Annotated in this window: 15 protein-coding genes; 3 read left to right on the forward strand and 12 right to left on the reverse strand. The window is 61.3% G+C overall.

All coding sequences use genetic code 11. The features are described from left to right. Positions 1–16: 16 nt before the first annotated feature. Genes J3481_RS00575 through J3481_RS00595 form a run of 5 tightly spaced genes read right to left on the reverse strand, consistent with a single transcriptional unit; the run spans position 17 to position 9,299 of the window. On the reverse strand, positions 17–1,681 hold the full coding sequence (locus J3481_RS00575; protein WP_206830486.1) for a long-chain-fatty-acid--CoA ligase: 1,665 nt from the start codon (positions 1,679–1,681) through the stop codon (positions 17–19). Positions 1,682–1,711: 30 nt separating this feature from the next. Then, positions 1,712–3,493 (reverse strand): acyl-CoA dehydrogenase family protein, encoded by a 1,782-nt coding sequence (locus J3481_RS00580; protein ID WP_206830487.1) that lies wholly within the window; start codon positions 3,491–3,493, stop codon positions 1,712–1,714. Positions 3,494–3,519: 26 nt separating this feature from the next. Further along, positions 3,520–4,704: an acetyl-CoA C-acyltransferase gene (locus tag J3481_RS00585; RefSeq protein ID WP_206830488.1), complete on the reverse strand. Its 1,185-nt coding sequence runs from the start codon at positions 4,702–4,704 to the stop codon at positions 3,520–3,522. A 36-nt stretch (positions 4,705–4,740) separates the two neighbouring features. Further along, the gene (locus J3481_RS00590; RefSeq protein ID WP_206830489.1) at positions 4,741–7,134 is read right to left on the reverse strand and encodes a 3-hydroxyacyl-CoA dehydrogenase/enoyl-CoA hydratase family protein; all 2,394 of its coding nucleotides are present in this window, start codon (positions 7,132–7,134) and stop codon (positions 4,741–4,743) included. Then, positions 7,131–9,299 (reverse strand): (Fe-S)-binding protein, encoded by a 2,169-nt coding sequence (locus tag J3481_RS00595; protein WP_206830490.1) that lies wholly within the window; start codon positions 9,297–9,299, stop codon positions 7,131–7,133. The genes J3481_RS00590 and J3481_RS00595 overlap by 4 nt, the downstream gene beginning before the upstream one ends. Positions 9,300–9,519: 220 nt before the next feature. Between J3481_RS00595 and J3481_RS00600 the strand changes: the two genes are divergently transcribed. Genes J3481_RS00600 through J3481_RS00610 form a run of 3 tightly spaced genes read left to right on the forward strand, consistent with a single transcriptional unit; the run spans position 9,520 to position 11,953 of the window. Then, positions 9,520–10,116, forward strand: coding sequence for a TetR/AcrR family transcriptional regulator (locus J3481_RS00600; RefSeq protein WP_206830491.1), 597 nt, complete (start codon positions 9,520–9,522; stop codon positions 10,114–10,116). A gap of 51 nt (positions 10,117–10,167) precedes the next feature. Then, on the forward strand, positions 10,168–10,926 hold the full coding sequence (locus J3481_RS00605; RefSeq protein ID WP_206830492.1) for an electron transfer flavoprotein subunit beta/FixA family protein: 759 nt from the start codon (positions 10,168–10,170) through the stop codon (positions 10,924–10,926). A gap of 43 nt (positions 10,927–10,969) precedes the next feature. Next, positions 10,970–11,953, forward strand: coding sequence for an electron transfer flavoprotein subunit alpha/FixB family protein (locus tag J3481_RS00610; protein ID WP_206830493.1), 984 nt, complete (start codon positions 10,970–10,972; stop codon positions 11,951–11,953). 32 nt (positions 11,954–11,985) lie between these two features. Here J3481_RS00610 and J3481_RS00615 read toward each other — a convergent pair whose 3' ends face one another. From J3481_RS00615 to J3481_RS00645, 7 genes are all read right to left on the reverse strand, one after another. Next, the gene (locus J3481_RS00615; RefSeq protein WP_328702023.1) at positions 11,986–12,492 is read right to left on the reverse strand and encodes a hypothetical protein; all 507 of its coding nucleotides are present in this window, start codon (positions 12,490–12,492) and stop codon (positions 11,986–11,988) included. A 15-nt stretch (positions 12,493–12,507) separates the two neighbouring features. After that, positions 12,508–13,008, reverse strand: coding sequence for an Hsp20/alpha crystallin family protein (locus J3481_RS00620; RefSeq protein ID WP_206830494.1), 501 nt, complete (start codon positions 13,006–13,008; stop codon positions 12,508–12,510). 31 nt (positions 13,009–13,039) lie between these two features. Next, positions 13,040–13,348 carry a hypothetical protein gene (locus tag J3481_RS00625; protein ID WP_236010925.1) on the reverse strand — a complete coding sequence of 103 codons (309 nt, stop codon included), beginning with the start codon at positions 13,346–13,348 and terminating at the stop codon, positions 13,040–13,042. Beyond that, positions 13,309–13,650: a hypothetical protein gene (locus J3481_RS00630; RefSeq protein WP_206830495.1), complete on the reverse strand. Its 342-nt coding sequence runs from the start codon at positions 13,648–13,650 to the stop codon at positions 13,309–13,311. The genes J3481_RS00625 and J3481_RS00630 overlap by 40 nt, the downstream gene beginning before the upstream one ends. 110 nt (positions 13,651–13,760) lie before the next feature. Beyond that, complete coding sequence (locus J3481_RS00635; RefSeq protein ID WP_206830496.1) at positions 13,761–14,765, reverse strand: GGDEF domain-containing protein; 1,005 nt, start codon at positions 14,763–14,765, stop codon at positions 13,761–13,763. Positions 14,766–14,864: 99 nt separating this feature from the next. Next, positions 14,865–15,467 carry a TlpA family protein disulfide reductase gene (locus J3481_RS00640; RefSeq protein WP_206830497.1) on the reverse strand — a complete coding sequence of 201 codons (603 nt, stop codon included), beginning with the start codon at positions 15,465–15,467 and terminating at the stop codon, positions 14,865–14,867. A 109-nt stretch (positions 15,468–15,576) separates the two neighbouring features. Then, positions 15,577–17,499: a bifunctional homocysteine S-methyltransferase/methylenetetrahydrofolate reductase gene (locus J3481_RS00645; protein ID WP_206830498.1), complete on the reverse strand. Its 1,923-nt coding sequence runs from the start codon at positions 17,497–17,499 to the stop codon at positions 15,577–15,579. Positions 17,500–17,626: the final 127 nt, after the last annotated feature.

Here is a 17,626-nt window from a genome sequence, read left to right on the forward strand (position 1 = left end):
GCTACCCTCCTTGCCGTCACGCCTGGCGGGTGATCTCTTCCACGAGCGCGCGGCGAAGGATCTTTCCGACCGCCGACTTGGGCAAGCTGTCCCGGAACTCATACGCGCGCGGCACCTTGTACGCGGCGAGATTCGCGCGGCACCACTCGTCCAACTCCTGTTCCGTGACCTGCATGCCTGGCTTCAGCTGGATGAACGCCTTGACCGTCTGGCCGCGATACGGATCGTCCACGCCGACCACCGCGGCCTCCGCGACCGCGGGATGCTCGTACAGGACCTCTTCCACTTCGCGCGGATAGATATTGTATCCGCCCGCGATGATGATATCTTTCTTGCGGTCGACAATATAGAAATATCCGTCCTCGTCCATCTTGGCAAGATCGCCCGTGAATAACCACCCGTTTCGCAACACCGAAGCGGTTTCATCCGGTCGATTCCAATACCCCTTCATCACCTGCGGCCCTCGAACCGCCAGTTCCCCAATTTCGCCCACAGGCAGTGGGTTGCCGTCCGGATCGACGACCCGTGCGTCCGTGTCGGGAAACGGGATTCCGATGGAGCCTGGCTTGCGCTCCGCCCAGAAGTTGTTCGCGTGGGTGATGGGCGACGCTTCCGTCAAGCCGTATCCCTCGACGAGCTTGCCGCCTGTGAGCTTTTCCCACTGCGCCTGAACCTCGTGCGGGAGCGGCGCCGCGCCGCTGACACACACTTCGATGGACGAAAGATCGTATCGTGCCCGATTCGGATGGTTCATGAGAGCGATGTACATCGTCGGCGTGCCCGGAAACACCGTCGGCTTGAATTCATGGATCAGCTTGAGGACCTGCTCCGCCTGAAAGCGAGGCACCAAAATCAACATACCGCCCGTGTACATGGACTGGTTCATGAGCACCGTCATGCCGAAGACGTGGAAGAAGGGCAAGACCGCGAGGTAGCGCTCCTTGCCGCGCTCCAGCTTGTACGTCCAAAGCGAACTCTGGATGGCATTCGCAACCAGGTTGTAGTGCGTCAACATCGCGCCCTTCGGCACCCCGGTCGTCCCGCCGGTATACTGGATGAGCGCAATATCTTCCATGGGGTCGATCTCGACCTTCGGCAGTTCGGCGGACGCCCCGGCCAGACAGTGCTTCCACGCCATGACGCGCGACCCGTACGGCACCTTCGGCACGCCACCCTGCCTGCTCTGCTGGAGCGGATACAAAAGCGATTTCACAGGCGGCAGATAATCCCGAATGGACGTGATCACATAGTACTCAACGGGCAGCTCGCCTTCGACCGCTTCGACGCGGGGCCATAGTTCGTCCAACGTCACGAGGACCTTGGCGCCGCAGTCTTCGAGCTGGTGTTTCAGCTCCCTCGGCGTATACATCGGATTGTGTTGCACAACCGTCAGCCCGGCGAGCAGCGCTCCGTAATAGGCGATCACGGCCTGCGGACAGTTGGGCAACATGATGGCGAGCCGATCCCCCTTGTTCAGGGGGATCGCTCGCATCGCGTTGGCGAAGCGGCAACACGCGTCCAACAGCTCGCGGTACGTCATCTTGTATCCGAAAAACCACAGGGCAGGCCGATCGGGGAAAGCCTCCGCCGAGTGCAACAAAAACGCGGCCAGATTCTCGCGCGGGTAGTCGTAGGTGCTCGGCACCTCTGGCGGGTAGTGCTTCAACCACGGCCTCTCCATCCACCGTCACCATCCCTTCGCGGCGTTCGTTCAGCAGATGTAACCTTCGGCTTCGATCACGCGCTCGGCGATTTGACGGTCCAACGCGATCACGTCGACATCCGAACGGCGCGTCAGCCGCTTCAGGATGGACAACTGCATCTTGAGCGCATCGCCCTGGCTGACGTGTGCCAGGCTCTCCTTCGCCGCCTGCTCCACCTTCGCCACGGCCTCCTGCACAAACGCGCGCGTCATCGCGATCTTCAACGCGGCCGACGCCTCGCCCGCCGACTCCACCTGCTGCATCGCCCGCAAGTACGCGCTCTCCGCCGCAAAGGCCTGGATCGCGATGTCTGCGAGATTCGCCAAGATCTCCTGCTCGTCGTTCACGCGGGCCTGCAGCGCCTGTGCAGCCAGGCCACCGACCATGAGGAAGACCTTCTTCATGTTCTCGATGAGCTGCTTCTCCTCGGCCAGCGTACCCTCCGGCGGCGTGAGTCCGGGGACCATCTGCATGAGCTCCGCCTGCAGCGCCTGCGCCTTCTGGAACAGCGGCAACTCGCCTTTCATCGCGCGCCGCAGCATCGTGCCGGGGATGAGCATCCGGTTGATCTCGTTGGTACCCTCGAAAATCCGATTGATGCGCGAATCCCGGTACATCTGCTCCACGCCGTACTCTTTGATGAAACCGTAACCGCCGTGGATCTGGACGGCCTCGTCCACGACGAAGTCCAGAACCTCGGATCCGAAGACCTTGTTGATGGAGCACTCAATGGCGTATTCGGCGATGGCCTTTGCCGACTGGACACCCGCGTCCGGCTTCGTCACATCGACGGTCTCCAGGATGGCGTCGAGCAAGCCCGCCGTGCGGTAGACCACGCTCTCGAGCGCGTAGATCTGCGTGTTCATCCGCGCCAGCTTGCGCTGAATCAGCGGGAACTCGGACAGCTTCTTGCCGAACTGCTTCCGCTCGTTCGCGTACTTGGCGGACGTCTCAAGCGCAATCTTCGATCCGCCAAGCGCGCCCGCGCCCAGCTTGAAGCGGCCGATGTTCAGAATGTTGAACGCAATCTGATGGCCCTTGCCCACTTCGAAGAGCAGGTTTTCCACGGGCACCTTCACGTCTTCGAGGATCACCTGGCGCGTCGAAGACCCCTTGATGCCCATCTTTTGTTCCTCGGGGCCGAAGCTCACGCCGGGCATCGTGCGTTCGACGATGAACGCGCTGAAATGCTGGCCGTCGATCTTCGCGTACACCACGAACACATCCGCAAATCCGGCGTTCGTGATGAACTGTTTCGTGCCATTCAAGATGTAGTACTTCCCGTCCTCCGACAGTCTCGCCGTCGTCTTGGCGCCCAGGGCGTCGGAACCGGACGACGGCTCGGTCAAGCAATACGCCCCGATCCACTCGCCGGTCGCAAGCTTCGGCAGGTACTTCTTCTTTTGCTCCTCGTTGCCGAAGTAGACAATCGGCAAAGTTCCGATGCCCGTGTGGGCGCCGAACGACAGGCCAAACGATCCGCCGCGCGAGACGTGTTCGTTGATCAGCGTCGCGCTCACCTTGTCGAGCCCGAGGCCGCCGTACGCCTCCGGCACCTCGGCGGACAAGAGGCCGAGATCGGCCGCCTTTCGAAGCAGCTTGACCGTGAGCTCGTAGTTCAGCGATTCGATCTCCTCGTGACGCGGAACGACCTCGGACTCGATGAAGTTCTTCGTCGTCTCCGCAATCATCTTCTGTTCCTCGGTGAAGCCTTCCGGCGTCACCACGGCGGAAGGCTCCAGCTCCTCGATGATAAACGCTCCGCCCTTGACAATGGTCTTGTTTTCCATGTCATCCTCACTCCTTGTGCAGGGTCTCAGGGTTTGTGAACTTCAAATACGCCGGCCGCGCCCATGCCGCCGCCGATGCACATCGACACCACGCCATAGCCGCCGCCGCGCCGGCGCAGTTCGTGAATCAAGGTCGCCGTCAGTTTCGCGCCTGTGCAGCCAAGCGGATGCCCCAGCGCGATCGCGCCTCCATTCACGTTGACCTTCGCCGGATCGATGTCGAGCGAACGGATGACCTGCAGGCATTGAGACGCGAAAGCTTCGTTGATCTCGAAGAGATCGATGTCGGCGAGAGACAGCCCCGCCAGCTTCAGCGCCTTCGGAATGGCGCCCACGGGACCGATCCCCATAATGGCCGGATCGCAGCCGGTGACCGCGAAGCTCTTGAACGTGGCGAGCGGCTTGAGGCCCAGTTGCTGCGCCTTTTCAGCCGTCATGACGACTGCGGCCGCCGCGCCGTCGCTCATCTGCGACGCGTTGCCGGCGGTCACCGTGCCGCCGACGGAGAAAGCCGGCCGGAGCGACGCCAGGGCCTCGGGCGTCGTGTCCTTCCGGACACCCTCATCCTGCGTGACCCGGATGGTCTTCTCGTGCGGCCGTCCCTCCTCGTCGATGTCCCACACCTTCGTCTCCACCGGGACGATCTCGTCATCAAACTTGCCCGCCTGCTGCGCCGCGTACGCCTTCTGGTGGCTCTCGTACGCGAACCGGTCCTGATCTTCGCGGCTCACGCCGAATCGCTTGGCGACGTTCTCCGCCGTGTGCCCCATGGAGATGTAGATGTCGGGCATCTCGAGCAGAATGTCCGGGTGAGGCGACGGCTTGAATCCGCTCATCGGCACGTGGCTCATGGTCTCCACGCCGCCCGCGAGCGCGACCTCCACGTGTCCGAGCATTACGCGCTCGGCCGCGATGGCAATCGCCTGAAGCCCCGACGAACAGAACCGGTTGATGGTCATGGCCGGGACGCTCTCCGGCAGCCCGCTGTAGAGCGAGATGATGCGCGCCACATTCAGGCCCTGTTCGCCCTCCGGCATGGCACAACCGATGACCACGTCTTCGATCTCGGCGGGATCGAGGCCCTCGGCGCGCTCGACGGCCGCGCGCACGGCCGCGCGCCCCAGGTCCTCCACCCGCGTATGGCGAAACACGCCGCGCTTCGCCTTGCCGACCGGCGTGCGTGCAACCGAAACAATCACAGCTTCCCGCATGGTTTCACTCCCTATCGTGTCCGTTGTCGAACGGGTTCAGTTGCGAAGCGGTTTCCCGGTGGCGAGCATGTGCTGCATGCGCTGGATGGTCTTCGCCTCGCCGCACAGGCTGAGGAACGCCTCCCGCTCGAGATCGAGCAGGTAATCCTCGCTGACGAGCGAGTTCGCCGGGACGTCGCCGCCCGCAAGCACGTGGGCCAGTTTATACGCGATGTGCAGGTCGTAATCGGTGATGTAGCCCCCGTTCCACATCGCGCGCGCGGCCATCTGCAGCGTCGCCTTGCCGTCCCGTCCCGCCACGCGGATCGCTTTCGCCTTCGGCGGCGCCGTATAGCCGATCTCGGCCATCCGGAGTACCTCCGCCTTCGCGGCCGAGATGCGCAGGTCGTCGTTGACCACCACGCGGTCGGTCTCGCGCAGCCAGCCCATGGCCAGCGCTTCGGCGCCGCTCGTCGACACCTTGGCGGTTCCGATGGCTTGGAACATGCGGGCCAAAGCGGGGACGAGATCGTCCTCGGGGCCGACCGACTCCGCCACCCGGCGCGCCGTCTCTTTGCAGCCGCCGCCGCCCGGGATGACGCCTACGCCCACCTCCACCAGGCCGAAGTACGTCTCCGCAGCCGGGAGCACTCTGGACGATGCCAAACACACCTCCACGCCGCCGCCGAGCGTCATCCGATGGGGCGCGGCGACCACCGGCACCTGGCTGTAGCGGAGCGCGAGCACGGCGCGGTGGAATTGGCGGATGGAAAGATCGATCTCGTCCCAGTCGCCTTCCTGCGCCGCCATGAGGATGAGCACCAGGTTGGCCCCGACGCAGAAATTCTTGCCTTGGTTGGCGATGACCAGGCCGGCGAAGTCCTTCTCCGCGATAGCCACACTCTTCTCAATCATCGCCAGAATGTCGGGGCCGATGGCATTGTTCTGCGAGTGAAACTCCAGGCAAGCCACTCCGTCCCCCAGATCGATCAGGCTCGCGCCCGCGTTCTGCGCGATGACTTTGCCGCCCTTCTTCAGCGCGGCGAGATCGATCACGCCAGCAGGCACGCGCACGGGCTCTAGCTTGCCGTCGACCGGCATCGTCAGGCGGCCGTCGACTTCCTCGTAAAACGCCTTGTGACCGGCGGCAATCCAGTCCTCCACCCATTTGGGCAGCGCGAGACCTTCAGCGCGCATGCGATCCGCGGTCTCGACCAGGCCAAGGGCATCCCACAGCTCGAAAGGCCCGAGGTCCCAGTTGAATCCCCAGCGCATCGCGGCGTCGATGTCCTGAATCGTATCCGCGATCTCGCCGAGCTTCTCCGCAGAATACACCAACACGCGTTTCACGATGTTCCATGCGAGTTCGGCGTACCTGTCGCCGCCCTGAATCAGCGCCTTGGCTTTCCCAGCCGCGCCCTTGGCTTGCTTGGCCGCTTCCAGCGCCGCCGACGTCACTTTCTTCTGCTCGCGGTACTCCAACGTGTCGAGATCGAGCGCGAGGATCTGGCGTTGCCCGTTTTGCTTCACGCGCTTGTAGAACCCTTGGCCGCTTTTTTCGCCGAGCCAGCCGCGCTCCACGAGTTTCTGAATCGCCTCTGGTACCACAAACGCCTGCTGTTCAGCGGGATCTTTCACGTTCTCGCGCACATTGTTGGCCACGTGCACGAAGGTGTCGATCCCGACCAGATCCAGGGTGCGGAACGTCGCGCTTTTCGGACGACCCAGCGCCGGACCGGTGATGGCGTCGACTTCCTCGACCGTGAAGCCTCCCTTCTGCATCTCTTCAAAGCTGACCAAGAGCCCGTAGGTGCCAATGCGATTGGCGATGAAGTTCGGCGTATCCTTCGCCACGACCACGCCTTTGCCGAGGCGTTCCGTCCCAAACTCGCGCATGAATTCCACGACGCTTGGATCGGTGTCCCGCCCCGGAATGACCTCCAAAAGCTTCATATAACGAGGCGGGTTGAAAAAGTGCGTGCCGAGAAAATGCCGTCGGAACGCTTCACTCCGGCCCTCGACCATCGCATTGATGGAAATGCCCGACGTGTTCGTGCTGACGATGATGCCCTCATGCCAGTGTCGCTCAATGCGCTCCAACAGCTGGCGCTTCGGCTCGAGGCTCTCCACGATGACCTCGATGACCCAGTCGACCTCGGCAATCCGATGCAAGTCGTCCTCGATGTTGCCCGGCGTGATCAGCTTGGCATCATCTGCCCGAAACAACGGCGCAGGGCTCAGCTTGTGCAACCGGCGGATGGCCTCTGTGGCCAGGCGGTTCCGCACGGCGGGATGCTCGAGCGTCAGGCCCTTCTTCTGTTCTTCCGGGGTCAACTCTTTCGGCACGATGTCGAGCAAGAGGCTCGGGATACCGACATTGGCGAGATGGGCGGCAATCTGCGCACCCATCACGCCGGAACCAATCACGGCAGCTCGTCGAATGTGTCTCATCCGGCTTGAACCTCCTCATCTTCAGTCGGTTGGCGCAGGACCTCTCCGAAGACCGACGCGGCAAGCAGCTCAGCGACATCTCGCGCCTTGACGCGATCGTCCGTCTCGGTGAGTTTCGTGCCGTCCTCCATCATGGTCAGGCAGTACGGGCACGCGCTGCCGATGACGGTGGGGTTGGTCGCCAGCGCCTGTTGTGTGCGCGCGAGGTTGATCCGCTTGCTGCGGGTCTCTTCGATCCACATCCGCCCACCGCCGGCACCGCAGCACATCGCGTTTTCGCGATTCCGCTCCATCTCCACGAGCTCCACGCCGGGAATGGCCTTCAGGATGTCGCGCGGCGCATCAAAGACGCCATTGTAGCGCCCGAGATAGCACGCGTCGTGATACACGATGCGCTCGTGGAGCGGATGGGTCGGCCGGAGCTTACCTTCGCGAACCAACTTCGCAAGCAATTGCGTGTGGTGATACACCTCCACACCTTCGAGCCCGAAGTCCGGATACTCGTTTTTCAGCGTGTTGAAGGTGTGCGGGCACGCCGTGACAATCTTGCGCACCCCGTATTGTTGAAACGTCGCGATGTTCTCCATGGCAAGCTGCTGAAACAGCATCTCGTTGCCAAGGCGACGCGGCGTATCACCCGAGCCGTTTTCCTCGTCTCCCAGTACCGCGAAGTTCACGCCTGCTTCATGCAACAACCGAACCACGGCATGCGTGACCTTCCGCGCCCGGCGATCGTACGAACCCATGGAACCGACGAAAAACAGATATTCGAAATTGGGGTTTTCGTGAACCGTCGGCACTGGGATGTCCAAGCCCTGCATCCACTGCGCCCGATCCTTGCGGCTCAGCCCCCACGGATTGCCCTGGCGCTCGATGTTTTGCATCGCGCGCTGGGCCTCCTTCGGCATGCTGCCTTCCATGAGCACCAGATATCGGCGCAGATCGATGATCTTATCGACATGCTCGTTGCCGACCGGACATTGGTCCTCGCAGTTCCGGCAGGTCGTGCAAGCCCAGATCTCTTCCTCGGTGATCACGTCACCGATGAGCGACAACTCGGTCGGATCGGCCTCGGTCAAACGCCACTCCTCTTGTTGCCAGTGGAAGGTCGGTTCGATATCGGTCACCACGCCTTCCGGAAACACGATATCTTCTCCGCCCGAGGCCATCTTGTGGGCCATTCCTTCCCGCTTGGGAAGGAGGAAGCTCGGCTCAAACGCCGGCAGCCCGGTTTGCGCCATCCCCTTCTCAATCAGGTGATCGCGCATTTTGACAATCAGATGCATCGGAGACAGAGGCTTGCCCGTGTTGGAAGCAGGGCAAGAGTTCGTACAACGCCCGCATTCCACGCAAGCGAAGAAGTCGATCATCTGCTTGCGCTCGAAGTCTTCCACCTTGCCGACGCCAAACGACTCGGCGTTTTCATCCTCCAAGTCGAGCGGGCGCAACCGGCCGGGCGCCCCTTTTCGGTGCAGCCAGATGTTGATGGGCGCGACCATGAGGTGAAAGTGTTTCGACTGAGGCACGTACACCAAGAACGTCAGCAACACCAGGAGGTGCAACCACCAGAAGACATAGAATCCGATTTCACCGCCCTTCGGCCCGATGCCCCAGAGGGCGGACGCGATGAGAGACGATACAGGCGCCCACCACGCGCCCGGCTCCTGCTGCCAAACGCGTTCAAACGACAGGTCCATCAGCACGCAGACCATCAGGCTGGAGATGAGGATGAGCACAATGCTGGGCTTAAATCCCCGCTTCAGTCGTTTGACCCGCTCTCCGTAGCGGCGATAGGCGGCATAGGCCGTGGCCGCCAGGACCAGAATGGCGACCCACTCCTGTGTGAATGAGAACGTTTCATACGCCGGGTAGGGAATGTGATGCCCCAGCGTCAGTCCCTTCACGATGATGTCCAGAGCTCCAAACTGCAGGACGATGAAGCCGTAAAACATCACAAAGTGCATGGCGCCGCTCTTCTTGTCCTTGAACAACTTCTTTTGCCCGAACACCTGAGCCATAAATTCCCCGAGTTCGGGCCGCCAGTTCCACTGAACCGGCTTGCCTAGCATCACATAGCGGTATCGCCGATAGACCACGGTGCCGAACAGATACAGCGCGTACAGCACCGCGAGCGCAAAGGCGATGTCGTTCACAGCCAGCAACACGTCTCGTCACTTCCCTTCCCGCCGTTTTGTCCAAAGTCCGCTCACAACCCCTCCGCGCGGGACTCGACCGCTCGGAAGGCGCGCGCAACCGCTTACAACTAAACGGTAAAAAAAGCGGTTGCATCATTGACATTCTCGCACACGCCATTTACTATGGGGGTACGAAAATGAATGAGCGTTCATTCATCGCTTGACTCGATATTAACACCGAGGTGAATTCATGACAAGTGGATTGGCGGAGAAAAGGAGAGAAAAGTACGAAGCCATCTTGAAAGCAGCGTTAAAAGTGTTCGCGGAGCACGGATTCTTCAACTCGCAAGTTTCAAAAATTGCCCGCGAAGCAGGCGTAGCGGACGGGACCATTTATCTGTACTTTAAAAACAAGGAGGACATCCTGATCTCCTTGTTTCGGGAGAAGCTGGGCAGTCTCGTGCGTAAGTTTCACGAGCACGTTCATGAGGATGATCGCGCCGATGAAGCGATTCGCAAGATCTGCGAGCTTCATTTCACCGAACTCGAGAAGGATGTTCAACTCGCCAAGGTGACGCAGCTTGAGCTCCGTCAGAGTTCGCGCGAACTGCACAGCGAGATCAGCAAGGCTTTGAAGCCGTACATCCAACTGATCGAAGATGTGCTGGTTCGAGGAATCGAACAGGGGATTTTTCGCAGCGACTTGGACGTGAAGCTCACGCGCCTGCTGATCTTCGGCGCGATGGACGAGGTCGTCTCGTCCTGGCTCATTTCGGGCAGACGGTATTCGCTGTCCGCCCAAGTCGACAAGACCGTCGACTTCTTTTTGCGAGGGCTTCGCGCCTGACGGCGCTGGGCCATAGGCTTGACCATTTTGTTTCACAGGAGGTTTTGAATCATGCATGTCGTGGTACTCATGAAGCAGACGTTCGACACCGAAGAGCGCATCCGGCTTGTGGATGGCAAAATCGCAGAAGACGGTGTCAAGTGGATCATCAACCCGTACGACGAATACGCGGTGGAAGAGGCCATTCAGTTGAAGGAGAATCAAGGGGCCACGGTCACCGTGGTAAGTGTGGGCAATGAGAATACCACTCAGGCTCTCCGCACCGCGCTGGCCATGGGCGCCGACGAAGCGGTTCTCATCGAGGCGCCTGAGCTGACGGACGAACGCGCGATTGCCAAGGCCATCGTGGCCTATCTCAAGGACAAGTCGTTCGACGTGCTCCTCGCCGGCAACTTCTCGGTGGACAACGGCGCGGGCCAGGTCGCCATCCGCGTTGCACACGCGCTCGGCCTTCCCCACATCGCCGCTGTCACGAAACTGACCATCGACGGCAATCAGGCCACGGGGGTCCGCGAGATCGACGGCGACGTCCAAACCGTGACAGCGACGCTGCCTGCACTCTTTACTGCACAACAAGGGCTGAACGAACCCAGATATCCTTCGCTTCCTAATATTATGAAAGCAAAGAAGAAACCGCTTACCACCCTCACCCTCTCGGATCTGGGTTTGTCGAGCGACGAGGTAGCCGCCAAGGTCGAGCGCGTCGAGGTGACGTTGCCGCCGAAGCGTCAGGCCGGCCAGAAAATCACGGGCACACCGGACGAGCAGGCCGAGCAGCTGGCTGAAATCCTCGTCAAGGCGCTTCGTTGACACTCGCGCAATGGAATGAAATCGATACTGGAGGTTGAAGTTCATGCCGAAGAAGGTCCTGGTCATTGCAGAGCAACGGGATGGGAAACTCCGCCAAGTCGCGCTCGAAGCGCTCGGCGCTGCGCGTACCATTGCGGACGGCGGATCCATTGTGTCGGTCGTCATTGGGAATCAGGTCAAGGATGCGGCGAGCGAACTGGCTCAGCACCCTCAGGACAAGGTCATCGCCATCGAAGGCGCTTCCCTGGCCAACTACGACTCGGAGCACTACTATCTCGCACTTGGCCCTGTGTTGGATGAGGTGCAGCCGGACGTCGTCGTGCTCGGCCACACGGCGAGCGGCCGCGATCTGGCGCCGAAAATCTCCGCCGCGCTGGATGCGCCACAGGTCTCGGATGTGGTCAGCCTTGAGGTGCAAGGCGGCGAGGTGTTGTTTAAACGGCCGATTTACGCGGGTAAAGCATTTGAAACCAAGCGCGTCCTGTCGACCCCATACGTGGTGACCGTTCGGCCCAACAACCTCGCGCCCGACGCCGAACAAGGAGGGTCTGCAGAGGTCGACGTGCGTGCGTTTGACGAACCGGCGGACGTGAAGACGCGAGTCGTGGACGTCCAAAAGAAGGCCAGCACGGGACGGGATCTCACGGAGGCCCGTGTGGTCGTCTCGGGCGGTCGCGGCGTGAAGAGCGCAGACGGCTTTAAGCCTCTGTACGAGCTCGCAGACGTCCTCGACGCGGCCGTCGGCGCTTCGCGTGCCGCCTGCGACGCCGGATACTGCGATTACAGCTTGCAAATTGGGCAGACGGGTAAGGTCGTGACCCCGGACGTCTACATTGCGTGCGGCATCAGCGGCGCCATTCAGCACCTCGCCGGAATGAGCCAGTCGAAGCTGATTATCGCGATCAATAAGGACGCGGAGGCCCCGATCTTCGAAATCGCGGATTACGGCGTTGTCGGCGATTTGTTCGAGATCGTGCCGAAGCTCACTGAAAAACTTCGCGAGAAAATGGCCGCCGCGAGAGCTTAACGGCAACTCTGAGAGGCGGGCACCTCGGTGCGCTACCCCTGGCGCACAAAGGTGCCCGCTTTGTGATCGCTGTCGAAAAAGATGCCGTCCACGGCGTCGGCGTCGTAGTTGACATGCACGCCCGCAATCTCGACGTTGTGGTCGCCTCCGACGTCACCCGACGCCTTATTCGACTTCTGATGTTGATCCCACCCCGTGATCTGCGCGTCTCCCACAAAGACGCCCGCGTTCTGTTGCATCGAGTTCACCCCGAGCTCCTGGAACGCAATGCGGGTTTCAATCGGCGCTTGCTGGCGAGTCTGCAGGACGTGGGTGTCGCGATCGTCAACGGGCATGTCGATCCCGTCGGGATCGTAGAGGAGCACGCGGTTCTGCGCGATAAAGGAATGAGATCCCACGCTGCCAAAGCCGACGTTGGACTTCTCGTGCGAACTGAGGCCGTATACGACATTCCATCCCCCGACGAGGAGCGCGGAGGATCGCTCGATGGCGCCGACGTGAAGCTGGATGGGCCATGCGGGCAAGCGAGTCTGGGTCACGGCGCTCCCCTCCCATCAGCTCTGTTCGGTCGAGAATTCGATAGGCACGGTGTTGCCAGGTGCCTCGCGCGCCAAGTCCTTCGCCATGTAGACGACGAGCAACCCGCTGCGGTAGACGGCCTTGACGCCGTCCGGATTCACGCGCTCCGGGAGGTCGATTTCGCGGTCAAAGGCCCCTCGGAACAGTTCGGACGCGAGGACGTGATCGTGGGTTCCCGCAAAGTAGGAGGAGAGCTGACCACGCACGCGCAGCTGGCGGGGCCTCACACTGAGCGACACGTCGCCCTGGGATTTGAGACCAGGAAGCGCGATGACCGCTACGATTTCGGTGCTTCGGTTATACAGATCGATTGGCGGGAACGGCGCCGACGGCTGATCGTCCTGGAAAAACGGCATGCCCTGAAAGTTCGGCATGGGCATATTCTTCAGGAAATCGGGCCCAAGCCACTTTCTCATATCGCCGAGTTCCTGCAGCTGGTTGAGGAACTCGAACGGGTGATTCGACTTCTGGTTCATCGTTCAGCCTCCAACCCGGAACACCGGGCCGTCATGCTCGCACCCACCGCTCCGGCCACGGAGAAGAAGGCGTCTCGCGACCGGGCGCGCCGTCGGGCGCAGACCAATGGTTGTTCGCCACAACCGGGCGGGATCCGTACACGTTGCCGAACCCCTGTTGGATATGCGCATGATGGCGAAAATCGGATGCCCAAGTGTTCCCTAGGCTCATCACGGACGCGCCAGCGACTTGATGAACGGTGATCTGGCCGATCACGAACGTAGGCGACAACACGCGAACGAAGGGATGCAAATGGGACGTCACCGAGCATTCGGGGCTTGCCGTTCCTCGTTCCACCATATGCGATACCCCCTTGAGGTCGACTCCATCTCCGAATCGGCCATCGGCGACGCCGATGCTCGCCCGCTGTCCAGCCGGATGTGATTGCCGAGCGTGAGTGTGCCGCTCAACTCGTTGACATCCAAGCGGTCCAGCCGGAAGACCAACTCCTTGAGGTCGACGTGGTCCACTTGCACCTGCTCGACCGCGATGTCGATCCGGCGATCCTGCGGCTCGCTCAGCCGTTGTTCGAGCAGGGTCAGAAGGCGCACGAGCTGTTCGAGGATTTCTGTTTCCTTCCTGCGGCGGCGAAGCGAGAACATGCGCCGATCCTCCCAGCAAGAACACAACTTCTGTTCAGTTGTATGCGGCGCACGTGCACCCCATTCCGCGCTTCGAAGCCTGTTTGAGAAGAAATCGGACAGGGAAGCCATCACGAAACGGGGTTCGCTCCGCGCCGTTTCCTCCAGCGCTTATTTTCATACAGGCGTGCGTCTGCGACCGCGTAACAACTGTCGAAGTTGTCCCCGTCCAATCCGAACACGCTGCCTCCTACAGAAACTGCACACGTGCCCTGGGAGCGCTCATGGACCGCTTGTTGCATCGCCTGCATTCGCGAGCGCCAGTCCGGCGATTCCGCCCATGCGATGACGACGAATTCGTCGCCGCCGATTCGCCCGACCAGTTCGTCCGGCTTGGATTCCTCCTGGAGGGTCTGGGCCACGAGGCGAAGCACCCGATCCCCGACCGGATGCCCGTACGTGTCATTGATGTCTTTGAAATGATCGATGTCCACGATGCCGACAATGACGTGCCGAGCCGCGTTCTCCGTGAGCGAACGGAGGATGTGCGGCCATCTCCGCTCGATGCCGAGGCGATTCCAGACGCCCGTCAGGAGGTCTCGGTGACTTGCGTGCTCCGCGATGCGTATGGCCATGATCATGTCCAAGGCCAGCGAGATCTGAGCCGCGCACGCTTCCAGCAACGCATGGCTCGTCTCCCACGTCAGGTGAACGACCGGCTGCGTCCGCACCACGACAACAGCGCCGCGAACCTCCTCGCGGGAATAAAGGGGCCACACGCCAAACTCCAGCACGGATAAGGACAATAACCACGCGCGGATGTCCGGATGCTCGATATCCTCGGTCAGCATCCACCGACCAACCGGCATATCCAGCGTGATACTCGATTGCATGATTTCATCCATGCAGGCGGGGACGAGCCCTTCGGCAAGTACGCCGAACCTGTGATAGATGGCGGGCGGCAGGGGATCTCCGCCCGTCTCTACGCCGCGCTTGCGGTAAATGAAGAGACCTCCGTCGACAGCCGCCAGGGTGGTCAGCGCGTCGGAAGCGTATTGGAACAACTCCAGTCCCCGTTGTGCGCGTCCCCATGTCCGCGTGTGTCGAAACAGCGCACTCAGCGCTCCGGCATCCATCGGCATCGTCACCTTGCGATTCGATCGGAATTCTTCCTAAATGCGTCCCAATGCGGTTTCTACTTCCTACGATCATCGATTGTACCCGTTGAACAGCGCTCAGGACAGCGCCTTTTCCCATATCTCGGGCTTATGTTCGCCGTACAGGGACCACAAGCTGTTGCCTTGCCGAAAAACGAGCGTCGGATACCCTAACGGCGCATACCGATCTCCAGCCGTTGGCGTCAGGATAAAGACCTCTTGGAACGGCGCGAGATGCAAGGCGGCGTTCTCTTCGCGAGCAATGCGGACAGCCGTTTGAAGCGACGTGCCCGCGGGATAGCCCACGTTGACGATCACGGGCGCTCGCTTCAACTGTCGCCGAATCGATGTGAGCAATTGCAGGGTGCGCTGACAGTGGGGACACCAGTACGCCGCGAAGAGAAGCGGTTGGCGATCCGCCTCGAGCACCTCCTTCTGTCCGCTCGCTGTCCACACCACGACCTTTCCATACAGGTTCGAAGAGGCCGGTCGCGCATCCCAGCGAGGATCCTGTCCTTCATTCATGGCTCCTGTGAGATTCTGAAAGACCAACGGATGAACGCGATCTCGCCCGGCGACCTTTGCCGCCTGCCCATGGGTATCACCGGCGGCAGGCGTTCCACATCCCGCCGCGACCACGGAAACAAAACCTGCCAAGATCAACGCCAAGACTCGACGCATAAGCGCCCTCCCCTGCAACACGTCTTGTACCCTTTGCCAACATAGCGCGGCCGAAGGAGCGCTGCAATCAAGTGCAGGAGACATGCATCTTCACGAGGAGGGACACGATTCAACTCGGCGCCCTGCGCCCCTGTGCTAGACGCGCCTCCAAACTGCGAGCATACTGCGTGAGCCGAACCGTCATCTCATATCGGAGAAAAGGTGTCACGAGATAAACCCCAGGAAACAGCCGGATGGCCACTTCCACGAGTTCACGCGCAATTTCCTCGCCGACCCATGCCGCCTCCTCAGGACTCGCTTCTTGCATCCGCCGCAGCGCGCTTTCGGATAGCCGGATGCCTGGAACCTGGTGATGCAGAAACTCTGCGTTCCTCGCGCTCGTGAGCGGCATCACGCCCACGAAGACCGGAACGCCGAGGTCCTTTGTCGCTTCCGCGATGGCCACCATCAGCTCCGGATCATACACGGGCTGCGTCATGACGAAGTCGGCGCCCGCGTCGATCTTGCGGCGCAGGCGTTCCACCGCCTTTTGGAAGTTGTGTACGTGCGGGTTGAACGCGGTCCCGATGACGAACCGGGAAGACTGCTTTAACGGTTGCCCGGAAAAGCCGATCCCCTCGTTCAACCTTCTCACCATTTTGGTGAGGTCCATCGAGGAGACGTCGTACACACTGGTGGCACCAGGGAGCTCGCCATATCGGGACGGATCGCCCGTAACCAAAAGCACGTTGCGGATGCCAAGGACGGCAAGCCCCATGAGATGGGACTGCTGACCAATCAGATTCCGATCGCGGCATGTGACGTGCACCAGGGGCTCTATCCCCCGTTGCTTGAGAAGGCTTGCGAGCGCCATGTTGGAGACGCGGACCGAGCCGAGCGAGTTATCCGCCATCGTGATCAAGTCGGCGCCCGCAGCCTGAAGGGCTTCCGCTCCTTGCAGGAAACGGCCGATAGCCAGTTGCTTTGGCGGATCCAATTCCACCACGATGGCCTTCTTCTCGCGGCAAATGTCCACCACACTCACGCCGTCGTGGCACGCCCCGTCCTCGAACGCCAGGGAGGAGCGGCTAGGCGTCGACGCGCTCACATGCGGCGGGCGAGCGCCTCGCTCGGGCTCGGCGCGCAGCAGGGCGTCTCGAAGCGCCCGAATGTATGCCGGCGTCGTTCCACAACAACCTCCGAGCCACCGCACGCCGAGATCGGCAATGCGCACCATCAGGCGGGCGAAGTCCCGCTCATCTCCGGTGTACGCGATCTCGTCCCCTTCCGCTCGCTGCAGAATGCCGGCGTTGGGCACCGCGGCGAAGGGTCCGTCGATCTCCATTCTCGCGTGTTCGTACGACCTCAAGATGCCGTAAGGACCGAGCCGACAGTTCAATCCCACGACATCCGCACCCGCCGCCTTGATGCGCCTGAACGCCTCCGCAAGGGGTACCCCGTCGCGCGTCACCCCGATCTCCTCCGGCGAAAGATTCACCACGAGGGGCAACTCACCGAGAAGAGGGCGCACGGCCTCGATGGCCACCAAAGCCTCTTCCAGATCCGGAAACGTTTCAAGGATCAAGCCGTCGATCCCGGCATTCACAAGCGCCTCCGCCTGTTCCGCGTACACCCGGGAGAGAAACGCCCGCTCCTCTTCCTGAAGGAGGGCGCCATACCGGTATCCTCCCATCGCGGGGCCCATCGTGCCATAGACACTGGCGCGATCGCCGGCGGCCGACCGAGCGATCTCCACCCCTCTCCGATTCAGCGCCTTCACGTCGACGTCCAGCCCGTGGCGCTCTAGCGCGGCGCGGTTGCCCATGAAGGTATTGGTCTGGACGATGGTGCACCCCGCCTCCACGTACAGGCGATGCACGCGCTCGACGAGATCGGGCGACGTGAGATTCAATTGCTCCACAGGCGTACCGATGGGAACGCCCAACTGGTGCAGATAGGTCGACATGGCCCCGTCGAAAAGGACGTACGGGCCATGAGGTCCTTCCATATCCCGGGGCGGACGCTTCCATTGGCGCCAGACTGCATCCATCATCGTGGCGTCTTCCTCTCGTTCGAACGGTACAAGGTTTACGAGATTTTCGACATTGTAACACACGCGAGCGGCCTGCGCGCCCGCCGGATCGAAAAAGAGGCGATCCGCCGGAGCGGATCGCCCAGGG

The sequence above is a fragment of the Alicyclobacillus fructus genome, assembly GCF_017329605.1.
Taxonomy (GTDB): domain Bacteria; phylum Bacillota; class Bacilli; order Alicyclobacillales; family Alicyclobacillaceae; genus Alicyclobacillus; species Alicyclobacillus fructus.